The sequence below is a fragment of the Micrococcaceae bacterium Sec5.8 genome, from assembly GCA_039636775.1.
Classification (GTDB): Bacteria; Actinomycetota; Actinomycetes; order Actinomycetales; family Micrococcaceae; genus Arthrobacter.
In genome coordinates this window covers 3167757-3179268 of the sequence record CP143429.1, presented here as the reverse complement: position 1 = coordinate 3179268, position 11512 = coordinate 3167757, and the positions used below count along the sequence as shown (strand labels likewise).

At 68.8% G+C, this 11512-nt stretch carries 11 protein-coding genes; 8 read left to right on the top strand and 3 right to left on the bottom strand.

Going from position 1 to position 11512, the window contains the following annotated elements; translation table 11 throughout:
• Positions 1 to 4 precede the first annotated feature (4 nt).
• The 7 genes from VUN84_14570 to VUN84_14540 all read left to right on the top strand — a co-directional run bounded on the left by VUN84_14570 (position 5) and on the right by VUN84_14540 (position 7890).
• Positions 5 to 805 carry a PIG-L family deacetylase gene (locus VUN84_14570; GenBank protein XAS63502.1) on the top strand — a complete coding sequence of 267 codons (801 nt, stop codon included), beginning with the start codon at positions 5 to 7 and terminating at the stop codon, positions 803 to 805.
• A 147-nt stretch (positions 806 to 952) separates the two neighbouring features.
• Positions 953 to 2167 carry an ABC transporter substrate-binding protein gene (locus VUN84_14565; GenBank protein XAS65874.1) on the top strand — a complete coding sequence of 405 codons (1215 nt, stop codon included), beginning with the start codon at positions 953 to 955 and terminating at the stop codon, positions 2165 to 2167.
• 10 nt (positions 2168 to 2177) lie between these two features.
• A complete protein-coding gene (locus tag VUN84_14560; GenBank protein ID XAS63501.1) occupies positions 2178 to 2903 on the top strand; it encodes an ABC transporter ATP-binding protein in 726 nt (241 codons plus the stop codon).
• Positions 2893 to 3828, top strand: a complete 936-nt coding sequence (locus tag VUN84_14555; GenBank protein XAS63500.1) for an ABC transporter permease — start codon at positions 2893 to 2895, stop codon at positions 3826 to 3828. Before VUN84_14560 ends, VUN84_14555 begins: the two co-directional genes overlap by 11 nt.
• Before the next feature lie 178 nt (positions 3829 to 4006).
• Positions 4007 to 5269 (top strand): uroporphyrinogen-III C-methyltransferase, encoded by a 1263-nt coding sequence (gene cobA, locus VUN84_14550; protein XAS63499.1) that lies wholly within the window; start codon positions 4007 to 4009, stop codon positions 5267 to 5269.
• Positions 5270 to 5309: 40 nt separating this feature from the next.
• Positions 5310 to 6770 (top strand): FAD-dependent oxidoreductase, encoded by a 1461-nt coding sequence (locus VUN84_14545; GenBank protein ID XAS63498.1) that lies wholly within the window; start codon positions 5310 to 5312, stop codon positions 6768 to 6770.
• 130 nt (positions 6771 to 6900) lie between these two features.
• Positions 6901 to 7890 carry a DNA topoisomerase IB gene (locus VUN84_14540; GenBank protein XAS63497.1) on the top strand — a complete coding sequence of 330 codons (990 nt, stop codon included), beginning with the start codon at positions 6901 to 6903 and terminating at the stop codon, positions 7888 to 7890.
• Between the two features lie 15 nt (positions 7891 to 7905).
• Here VUN84_14540 and VUN84_14535 read toward each other — a convergent pair whose 3' ends face one another.
• A complete protein-coding gene (locus VUN84_14535; protein ID XAS63496.1) occupies positions 7906 to 8796 on the bottom strand; it encodes a DUF1206 domain-containing protein in 891 nt (296 codons plus the stop codon).
• Between the two features lie 134 nt (positions 8797 to 8930).
• Here VUN84_14535 and VUN84_14530 point away from each other — a divergent pair, with 134 nt between their 5' ends.
• Positions 8931 to 9467, top strand: coding sequence for a hypothetical protein (locus VUN84_14530; protein XAS63495.1), 537 nt, complete (start codon positions 8931 to 8933; stop codon positions 9465 to 9467).
• Positions 9468 to 9570: 103 nt separating this feature from the next.
• Here VUN84_14530 and VUN84_14525 read toward each other — a convergent pair whose 3' ends face one another.
• Entirely contained in the window at positions 9571 to 10251 is a 681-nt protein-coding gene (locus tag VUN84_14525; protein XAS65873.1) for a FadR/GntR family transcriptional regulator, read from the bottom strand.
• Positions 10251 to 11504, bottom strand: a complete 1254-nt coding sequence (locus tag VUN84_14520) for an MFS transporter (GenBank protein XAS63494.1) — start codon at positions 11502 to 11504, stop codon at positions 10251 to 10253. The genes VUN84_14525 and VUN84_14520 overlap by 1 nt, the downstream gene beginning before the upstream one ends.
• Positions 11505 to 11512 lie beyond the last annotated feature (8 nt).

Below are 11512 nucleotides of genomic sequence, written 5' to 3'. Positions count from 1 at the left end.
GGTCATGAATCCCGAATCCGATCTGTCCGTCGCTCTTGTCGTGGCGCACCCCGATGATGACGCCTACGGAATGGCGGGCACAGTGGCCCTCCATGCGCTCAATCCCAACTTCCGCTACCTCCTGGTTCATGCGACGGACGGCGAAGCCGGCGAAATCGCCCCGGGGATCGAAGCCACGACCGAGACTTTGGGGGAGCTCCGGCGTCGAGAGGATGAAGCGGCCTGGCAGGCACACGGGCGTCCACCGGAGCGCCATGAATGGCTCCGCTACCCGGACGGAGGACTGTCAGCCGTGCCTTTCGAGGACCTCGCGGAGAGAATCTCCGCCATCCTGCGAGCGGAGCGGCCGCGGGTGGTGTGTACCTTCGGCCCGGACGGAATAACAGGGCACCCCGACCACATCGCGGTTGGCCGGGCAACCGACGCGGCCTTCACCCGGCTTCGCGAGGAGGGCGTTCCGGGCATGGAACGGTTACTGCACGGCGGCCTGCGCGAATCAACGTTTCTTCGGTGGAACACGGCACGGCGCGAGCATGGGCTGGACCCCTGGAACCCCGGGCAGATTTACCACCTTCGCCCCGTTCCGGACCAAGCCATCGGAGTCGAAGTGGACACCCGGTCCGTGGCCGCGCAGGTGCTCGCAGGCTTGCTGGAGCACCGCAGCCAGCGGCACGTCCTTTTTGCCCGGACCCTGTCCAGGGAACAACAGCTGCGCGTGCTCGGCCGGGAGTCCTATGTGATGGCCTGGCCGGTCAGAACCGTCGGTGAACCGTTGCTCGCTGACATCTTCGAAGGGCTCGGTTGAACGCCCCGGCGGAAGCCCGCACTCTCGCGGCGGAACGGTCACAGGTCCGCAAACGCGCGGAATATGACGTCGCGTGAACCCTTGTGACCCACGGTTTCCCGGCCATTGAACCCGGCTCCTGACGCTCCCTATGGTGAACGAATGTCCATGCCATCCACCCCTGTACCTCCGACCCCCGGCCCGGGCGCCGGCCGCCAGCCTGGAACCACCCGCATCGTCGCCGGCGCACCCGCCAGGCCCACCCGCAAGCACACCCTGGAAATCAGCCTGGCAGCCGGCCTGGTGCTGTTGATCGGCGTCGGCGCGGCCGTGGCCTCGACAGCGTCTCCCAACGAGGACACCGTGCCGGCCGCCAGTGTCCAGACCCCGGCCGCTGAACTCAAACTCGGCTACTTCGGCAACATCACCCACGCCCCGGCGCTCGTCGGGGTCAGCCAAGGCCTGATCGCCAAGAGCCTCGGCGGGACCAAGCTCAGCACCCAGGTTTTCAACGCCGGTCCGGCCGCAATCGAGGCGCTCAACGCCGGTGCGCTCGACGCCACATATATCGGCCCCAACCCGGCCATCAACTCCTACGTCAAGAGCCACGGCGAATCGGTCAGCATCATCGCCGGTGCCGCCTCCGGCGGAGCGCAGCTGGTGGTCAAGGCCGGGATCGCCTCGGCAGCAGACCTCAGGGGCAAGAAGCTGGCGACGCCGCAGCTCGGCGGTACCCAGGACGTGGCACTCCGCGCCTGGCTGGGCAGGCAGGGCTTCAAAGTCAACACCGACGGCAGCGGCGACGTCGCCATCAACCCCACCGACAACGCCCAGACCCTGAAGCTGTTCCAGGACGGCAAGCTCGACGGCGCGTGGCTCCCGGAACCCTGGGCCTCCCGGCTCGTCCTGCAGGCCGGGGCGAAAGTCCTCGTCGATGAAAAGGACCTGTGGGACAAGGGCGAGTTCACCACCACTGTTCTGATCGTCAACAAGAAGTTCGCTGCCGCGCACCCTTCCACGGTCCAGGCTCTGCTGAAGGGCCATATCGAATCCGTGGACTGGCTCACCGCCGCCCCGGCGGCGGAGAAGTCCGCGGTCCTCAACGCCGCCCTCAAGGAATCAGCCGGTGCCGCGCTGCCGGCGGACGTGATCGACCGGTCGCTTCAGAACATCGTTTTCACCGCAGACCCTCTCGCCGGTACCTTTCCGAAGCTGCTCCGGGACGGGGTGAATGCAGGAACCACCACCCAGGCGGACATCAACGGCCTTTTCGACCTCACGGCCCTGAACAGTGTCCTGAGCGTTTCCGCCGGGACCAGGATCCCGGCGCAGGGGCTGGGCAAGGACCAGCCTGTTCCCGCCGCCAGCACCGCCAACCAGTGAGGACGTAACCATGCCAGTCGTACTGGAAAATCTGGGAAAGCGCTTCGGCGACGGCGCCCCGGTGCTGGAGGACGTCAACGCCCGCATCGGGCAGGGCGAGTTCGTGGCCCTGCTCGGCGCATCCGGCTGCGGCAAGTCCACGCTGCTGAACATCATGGCGGGGCTGGAAGCACCGACGTCGGGCGCCCTGGAGGTCCCCAGCGACGGCGCCGCCTTCATGTTCCAGGACGCGGCGCTGTTCCCCTGGCTGACCGCGCGCGAGAACATCGAGCTCGCGCTGAAACTGCGGGGGGTGGGGAAAGCGGAGCGCCGGGCGAAGGCCGGTGACCTCCTGGACCTGGTGCATCTGGGCGGCGCGGGGGCCAAACGCCCGCACGAGCTTTCCGGCGGTATGCGCCAGCGGGTGGCGCTGGCCCGCTCACTCGCCCAGGACCGCCAGCTGCTCCTGATGGACGAGCCGTTCGCTGCCCTGGATGCGATCACCCGCGACCTGCTGCACGATGAGCTGGAGCGGATCTGGAAGGAAACGGGCAGGACCATCGTTTTTGTCACGCACAATGTCCGTGAAGCCGTCCGGCTGGGCCAGCGCGTCCTGCTGCTCTCCTCCCGGCCCGGACGCGTAGTGCGCGAATGGCCCGTCTCCGAGGAACACCGCACAGACGCCGGCCTGGCCGGCCAGCTCACCGCTGCCATTACCGCCCGGCTTCGCGAGGAGATCCGCCGCCATGCCCAGTAGACCCACGTTCCTCGCGGAGGCCGGCGAAACCGGCCTCCCCACCGCGGCTCAGACCAGGTCCTCCGGCGGCCCGGCCGACCTCCGCGAGCTCGAAGCCGGACTGGACTCGCTGCAATCCAGCGCCGCTCACAAAGCGCGGGTCGACTGGAGCCGGATCCTGCTGCCCGTGGCGGCGATCGCCGTCCTCATCCTGATCTGGCAGGCGTACGTCTCCCTGGGCTTCAAACGCCAGGATCTGGTGCCCGGACCGCTGGAGGTGGCGGCCCAGTTCGGTCACATGTGGGCGGAGGCAAAGCTGCAGGAAGCGGTGTGGACCTCCCTGCAGCGCGGACTGGCGGGATTCCTGATCAGCGCGGCCATCGCCACGCCGATCGGACTCGTGCTGGCGCAGGTCGCCCCGCTGCGCCGCGCGTTCGGGCCGCTGATCTCCGGGCTGCAGGTCCTGCCCTCCGTGGCCTGGGTGCCGGCCGCCATTATCTGGTTCGGCCTCACCGACGCCACCGTGTACTTCGTGGTGTTCATGGGCGCCATCCCATCGATCATCAACGGGCTGATCTCCGGCGTGGACCAGATCCCGCCGCAGTATCGCAGCGTCGGGACGGTTCTCGGCGCCTCCCGGGTGCAGCTGGCGCTCCAGATCATCCTCCCCGCCGCGCTGCCCGGGTACCTGAGCGGCCTCAAACAAGGCTGGGCCTTCTCCTGGCGCTCCCTGATGGCAGCGGAAATCATCGCCGTCGGCGGCACCATCGGCTTTGGCCTGGGCTCCATGCTGAACCAGGGCCGTGACCTGTCTGACATGACCATCGTGATGTCCGCGATCCTGCTGATTCTCGCCGTCGGCATCCTGATCGAGCTGCTGGTGTTCGGTCCAATCGAAAAGCGGCTGCTCCGCCGCCGGGGCCTTCTCGCGGGCGGCACCCGCTAGGCACCGTGCTACGCGGCGGCGCCCGGGCCGTTAATCGAAGGGCGGGGGACCCAGGATCTCGATGCCGCCATGCACCCGCCCGCGACGGCCCGGCCCCTATGTGACGCGGCGTTACCCCGCGTGAACTGGTGTTTCCGCGGCGTTGTTCCGCCATCCGGCGCCGCCCTATCGTCGATGCATGGCAATCCAGGACATCTACCCCACGGCCCTGCGCCTCCTCGGCCGCCCCGTGCTGGTGGTCGGCGGCGGACCGGTCGCCGCGCGCCGTGCGAAGGGACTGCTCGACGCCGGCGCCCGCGTCACCGTCGTCGCCCCCCTGGCCTGCCCCGCCCTGACCGGGCTTTCCGGCGCCGGGCTCCTTGCCTGGGAACCGCGCGCCTACCGCACGTCGGACGTCCACGGCGCCTGGTTCGTTCAGACCGCCACCGGCAATCCGGCTGTTGACGCCCAGGTTTCCGCCGACGCCGAGGCGCAGCGCATCTGGTGTGTCAACGCCTCCGACCACGAGGCCTCCGCCGCCTGGACGCCGGCCGTCGCTGTCGTGGACGACATCAAGATAGCGGTGAACGCCGGGGGAGACCCGCGCCGCGCCATGGCCCTGCGCGACGCCGTCGCCACCGCCTTGGAAACCGGTGACCTGCCGCTGCGCCGGCGCCGGGGGGAGTCCGGCGCCGGCACCGTAGCCCTCGTTGGCGGCGGCCCCGGTGACTCGGGGCTCATTACAGTCCGCGGCCGGAGGCTCCTGGGCCAGGCCGACGTCGTCGTCACCGACCGCCTCGGGCCGCGGGCGCTGCTGGCCGAACTGGCGCCCGATGTCCGCATCATTGAGGTCGGGAAAACCCCCGGCCACCACCCTGTGCCGCAAGCCGAGATCAACCGCATCCTGGTCGAGGAAGCCCTGCAGGGCCACCGGGTGGTCCGGCTCAAGGGCGGCGACCCATACGTCCTGGGCCGCGGCGGCGAGGAGGCGGAGTTCTGCCGGCAGCACGGCGTCGAGGTCGAAGTGGTCTCCGGCGTGACGTCGGCGACCTCGGTACCGGCCGCCGCCGGCATCCCGGTGACGCACCGCGGCCTCGCCAAGGGGTTCAGCGTGGTGACGGGCCACGAGGAGCTCGCCGAGGTCCCCGCCCGCGCAGACCACACCGTGATCCTGCTCATGGGCGTAGGCCAGTTGCGCGGTTCCACGGCCTCGCTGGGACGCGCCGGTTTGCCAGCGGGGACGCCTGTTGGCATCGTAGAGAATGGCTACCTGCCGAACCAGCGGGTGACCATCGGAACGCTCGGGACCATCGCGGACCAGGCGGAGGCTGCAGGCGTCGCGAACCCCGCCGTGATCGTAATCGGTGACGTGGTCCGCGTCAGCCCGTACGCGCCGCCACATTTCAAGACCGCGGATTACGGCACCACCTCCCCGAACGCCCCGCGCGTCCCCGCCCGCTAGCTCCACCCGCAGTACCGGATCGAACCAAAGGAACACAGCCGTGTCAATGAACGCCCCCGTAGGAACCGCCCGCCCGCTGCGCATCGCCGTCGTTGGCTCCGGACCCGCCGGTGTCTACGCCGCGGACCTCCTGACCAAAAGCGAGGCCGTCAAAAGCGGCGAGCTCAGCGTCAGCATCGACCTCTTCGACCGGTACCCGGCACCCTACGGCCTCATCCGCTACGGCGTGGCGCCCGACCACCCGCGCATCAAGGGCATCGTCAACGCGCTGCACAAGGTCCTGGACCGCGGCGACATCCGCTTCTTCGGCAACGTGGACTACGGCACCGACCTGTCCCTGGCGGACCTCCGCACCCACTACGACGCCGTCATTTTCGCCACAGGTGCCATCAAGGACGCCGACCTGAACATTCCCGGCATCGAGCTCGAGGGCTCCTACGGCGGCGCCGACTTCGTCTCCTGGTACGACGGACACCCGGACGTCCCCCGCGACTGGCCGCTGGAGGCCAGGGAGATCGCCGTGATCGGCAACGGCAACGTCGCCCTGGACGTCGCCCGCATGCTCTCCAAGCACGCCGATGATCTCCTGGTCTCCGAGATTCCGGACAACGTCTACGCCGGCCTGAAATCCTCCCCGGTCACCGACGTGCACGTCTTCGGCCGGCGCGGCCCGGCCCAGGTGAAGTTCACCCCGCTGGAACTGCGGGAACTGTCCCACTCCAAGGACGTCGACATCATCCTCTACGCCGAGGATTTCGAGTTCGACGCCGAATCGGACCGCCAGATCCAGAGCAACAACCAGACCAAGACCATGGTGGGCACGCTGACCAACTGGATCGCCGGGCAGCCCGAGGACCCCGCCGGGTTCACCGCCTCCCGCCGCCTGCACCTGCACTTCCTGCACAGCCCGGTCGAGATCGTTGGAGAAACAACAGCTGACCCCGCGCACCCGGGCAAGGTCGCCGGCATTAGGTTCGAACGCACAGCATTGGACGGGACGGGCAACGCGCGGGGCACCGGGGAGTTTGTTGCCTACCCGGTCCAGGCCGTCTACCGCGCCATTGGTTACTTCGGGTCCTCGCTGCCTGAGGTCGAGTTTGACCACATCAGAGGTGTGGTCCCGAACGACGGCGGCCGGGTTCTGGACGCTTCGGGCACCCAGGTGCCGGGCATTTACGCGACCGGCTGGATCAAGCGCGGACCGGTCGGCCTGATCGGGCACACCAAGGGCGACGCCCTCGAAACCATCACCCACCTTCTCGGAGACCGCCAAAACCTCCCGCTGGCAGCGGCCCCCGCACCGGAGGCCGTCGTCGAACTGCTGGAAAACCGCGGCGTGCAATACACCAGCTGGGAGGGGTGGCTGGCCCTGGACGCGCACGAGCGGTCCCTGGGGGAACAGGCAAGTGCCGGCACCGGCATGCACCGTGAACGCATCAAGGTGGTTCCGCGCGGGGCCATGGTCCAGATTTCCCGCGACGGGGTGGCCGCGGAAGTCTGAGCCCGCGTTGTTTGTGGGTGGCGAAAAATGGGGGTTTAGTCAGTAGGCTTATCGTTATGGATGAGCTGCGCATGCCACCGACCCCCGCACCGAAGACTCCCGCAGGGGCCCCCGCACCAGGGCTGCGCCGGTGAGGCTCCGGCGCAGTAACGCGTCCGGCCGCGGCTACCGGCGCGTCGCCTCCGGGACAGGCTTCAGCTACAAGGACCTGGACGGTTCCACCCTCGCCGCGGGGCCCGTGCGTGAGCGGCTCGAAGGCATCGGCATTCCGCCGGCCTGGACCGACGTCTGGATTGCCCCGTTCGACAACGGGCACATCCAGGCCACCGGGGTGGACGCCGTGGGCCGGCGCCAGTACATCTACCACCCGGGCTGGCGGGAACGGAAGGACCGGCTGAAGTTCGACCGTTCGCTCCAGCTCGCGGAAACATTGCCGGCGGCGCGGCGGCGCGTCACCCTCGACCTGCGTTCCGAGGGCCTCACCCGGGAGCGGGTGCTGGGCGCTGCCTTTCGGATGCTGGACAGCGGCTCGCTGCGGGTCGGCTCGGAGCGCTACACCAACGAGAACGGCAGCCACGGCCTCGCCACCTTGCTCTGCGCCCACGTGAAGGTGCACAAGGACGAGCTCCGCCTCAGTTTCCCCGCCAAGAGCGGGAAGACCTGGGAGTCGCGGATGCACGACGCCGACCTCGCCGCCGTCGTGCGCCAACTCAAGCGCCGGGGCGGCAACGCCCGCCTGTTGGCCTATAAGGCGGGCAGGCGCTGGCATCCGGTGTCCAGCTCCGAGATCAACCAGTACGTCAAAGAACGCACCGGCCAGGACTTCACGGCCAAGGACTTCCGGACCCTGAGGGGGACGGTGGCGGCGGCCGCCAGCCTGGCCCGGAGCGGTCCGCAGCCCAAGGTCTCCACCCGCAAGCGCGCGGTGAGCCGCGCCATGGTGGACGCGTCCGAAGTCCTTGGCAATACGCCGTCCATCGCCCGGAAGAGCTATGTTGATCCGCGGCTCCTGGACCACTTTGCGGCGGGGGACACCATCGACCCGAAGCGGCTGGACTCCGCCGAATCCGAGGTCCGCGCCCTGCTCTACCGCGAGGGGGACGTGGTCCCGCTGCGCTGACGGGACGGCAGTGCGCTACATCCGGCCGAAGCGTGCCCGGACCAGCGCGAACGCTCCGTAGGCGATGAAGCCGGCGCCTATTGCCAGGAGGAGGACGGGACCCCACGGATGGTCCTTCAAAGCCTTGAGGCTGCCGTCCAGGCCGGTGGACGAGGCGGGATCATTCGTGGCAGCAGCGATGACAAACAACAAGCCCGTCAGCAGCAGGGCTACCCCTTTGGCGATGTGGCCGGCCACGCCCAGCCCGCTGACCAGGCGGCCACGGTGTGTGCCCTCAAAGTGGCGCAGCTCCTCCTTGAATTTCTTTCCCGCGCCTTTGACGATGAAGTACACCCCGATGCCCATGATGATCAGTCCCAGCCCAATGAGCGCCGGGACCCCGAAGGGGCTTCGGATCAGCGCGGTGCTGAAGTCCCGGGTCGAGTCGCCGGAGTCACCGCCGTTGCCCAGCCCGAAACCCGCGAAGCTGAGCCCCACGCTGCCGTAGCCAATGCTGAGGAACCCGGAGGACGCAAGCTTGCCGAGCCGTTGCCGGCGCGCCAGGTGCCGGGCCCGCAGGGTCGCCTCGCTCAGCTGCCACAGGGCGAGCCCCGCGCACGCGGTGAAGCCGGCCCACATCACGGCCGGCCCCCAGGGGTTGGCCGCAAGCTGTTCGATCGCGCCGGTGGGATCCGCCTGGCCCGGGGCGCCAAGAACCAGCGCTACGGCGATCCCCCCGATCACAACATGCAGCAGCGCCATGACTGCGAAGCCGGACCGGGCGACGACGTCGAGCGCCGCGGTGTTGGACACCGCCTCCGCGGCGTCCGCTGCACCGCCGGCGGCCTCCCCGAGGGACGCGCCGAGGCTGCGGTTGCTGCTCTCAGCCGCCGCGAAAGGCGGGCTCCCGGGCCCCGAAATTTCCATGGCAACGATTCTACGGAAGGCCGGGGGCTGATTGTGGACTATCACCTTTTTCGTAAGTGTGCTTACTATAGTTGGACGTGGCCTCGCTGGCCGCAACAGTTTCGGATTCGACCTTTGACGATAGGAAGCTCACCATGGCAGGTAATCTTGTTGCCCGATCCATCCACGACCTGACGGCAGGCGCCTGGTTCGGCGGCTCGCTGATGGGTGCCATCGGACTGAACGGTGCGAGCGCAGAAGCGAAAGATCCGGCCGAACGCACGCGGCTTTCCAGCCTTGGCTGGAAGAAGTGGGCCCCGTACCAGACCGCGGCATTCGGTGCGCACCTGGTGTCCGGGCTCGCCATCATGTGGGAAAACAAAGGCCGCATGGCCAAGCAGGACGGCGTTACCCGCCTCAGCATCTATAAGTCCATCGTTACCCTGGCAGGTGCCGGCGTGAGCCTGTACGCGGGTCTGCAGGGCGCCAAAGTGGACAAGCTGGCCGGCCAGGGCGGCGCGGGTGCCACCGAGCCCAAGCCCGGCGCCTCCGACGAGCTCCGCTCGGCGCAGCAGCAGCTGAAAATCCTGCAGTGGGCCATTCCGGTCTTTGCCGGCTGGGTCATCGTCCTCGGCGCCAAGCACGGTGAAATGCAGCGTCCCAAGAACGTCCTGAAGGGCCTCAAGCGCTAAACCTGTGCAGGAACGCTGACTCGCTGAAGAGTCCAGCAACCTCAAAGGCCTCCGCTCCGGAACTTCCGTCCCGGAGCGGAGGCCTTTGTTGTGTCCTGGCGGGTTAGCGCTGCAGCCATTCCGCGCAGGAGTTCAGGTTCCGCTGCACGCTGTCGACGGCGGCCAGTTCGTTGCGTTCGGCGATGGCGTCCACGAGCTGGTCGTGGCCTTCGGGCGGGAGCCCATTGAAGCCGCCCCGCTGCTGCCGGCGGAGCAGGTCTGCATGGAAGAGGGTGCCGAAGCTGGAGTAGAGCTCGTGCAGCAGCGGATTGCCCGAGGCCTGCGCCACGGACGCATGGAAGCCCCAGTCCGCCCGGGCCCAGCCGGCATGGTCCCCGGCCTCCCACGCCAGACGGCGTTCCGCCAGCAGGCCGCGCATCGCCTCGATGTCGAGGGCGGTGGCGTGGCGGGCGGCAAGCCGGGCCGACTGGGTGTCCAAGCCAACGCGGACCTCAAGGATGTGGACCTGCGAGTGGTCCCGGTACAGGCGCTGGGCGGTGCCGGAGATCTCGCTGGTGGCGCGGACATAGGTGCCGTCGCCGCGCCGGACCTCCAACATGCCGCTGTGGGCGAGGGCTTTGACGGCCTCGCGCAGGGTGCCCCGCGAGACGCCCAGCATGGCCATAAGTTCGGGTTCGGCCGGGATCCGCTCCTGCATCGGCCAGGTGCCGGAGTGGATCAGCTCACGCAGCGTGGCGGTGACCTCCTCCACCAGGGGCGGCCGGTGCGGCGCAGCGGTGTTAATCACCGGCCTGCCCGGGCCGCTGCCGGGGCGGCGGCTGGAGGCCTGGCAGTCAACAGATGGCCGACGGCGATCTGGCCCACGGCCACGGCCAGCAGCAGGAGCAACGGCAGGGTCCAGGCGTCCGTGGCACTGTGCAGCAGCCCCATGCCGAACGGGCCGAGCGTTGCCAGCAGGTAGCCGGCGGATTGCGCGACGGTGGACATTGCCGTGGTTTCGGCGGTGGTGCGGCCGCTGCGGCTGATCATCACCATGACCAGCGGGAAGATGCCCAGCCCGAGACCAAGCAGCACCGCCATCAGCGGCGCCCACGCGGCCGGCAGGACCAGCATTGCCAGGACGCCCGCAGCCATGGTCAGTGTGGCCAGGTAAAAGGCGGTGCGTTGCCTCCGCGGGCGTGAGCCGATCGCGACCAGCACCATGCCGGCCGGGACGGAGACGAGCTGCATCAGGCCAAACATCAGGCCGCTTTCGGAAGCGGAGAGGCCCAGGGTGACCAGCATGTAAGGGAACCAGCTCAGGACCGAATATGCCAGCAGGGCCTGGACGGTGAACCCGAGGGTGATCAGCAGGCCGGCGCGGGTCCGCAGCAACGGCCAGGGGGACACCCTGCCGGCCTTGACGGCGGGGGCGTTCCGGTGGGCATGCAGGGCGATGGGCAGGAATCCGAGGCAAGCGCCGAGGGCCAGGAAGCCGATCGCACCCACCCCGGCGGAGGGGGAGCCGAGCTGCTGGGCGACGGGAACGATCAGCACCGCGACCACCGTGGCGCCCGTGGTCATGGTCACGGTGTACAGGGCGGTCATCAGCGACGTCCGGTCGGCGAAGTGCACCCTGATGAAGGACGGCATGGCCACGTTGCAGATAGCCAGCCCGGACATCCCGATGACGGTGCCTGCCAGCAGCATGCCCGTGGACGGAATGCCGCGGACCAGCAACCCGGCCGCGAGCAGCACCAGGGAGAGCAGGATCGCTTTCTCCAGCCCCAGGACCCGGGTGAGCCACGATGTCGCGGCACCGGCCACCGCGAAGCACAGTGTGGGAATGGAGGGGATGATGGCGGCGATGAGGGGCCCGTACCCCAGCACGGCCTGCAGGTCATGCAGGAGTGCGGAGGCCCCGGTGATGCCGGCGCGCAGGTTGAGGCCGATCAGCACGATCGCGACGACGCCGGCAACGACGACGCCGCGGGGTGTGCGCACGACGGCGGGTGGTTCTGTTTCGGGAAGGGCGGACGTCGCCGTGCTGCTAGCCATCCCTAAAC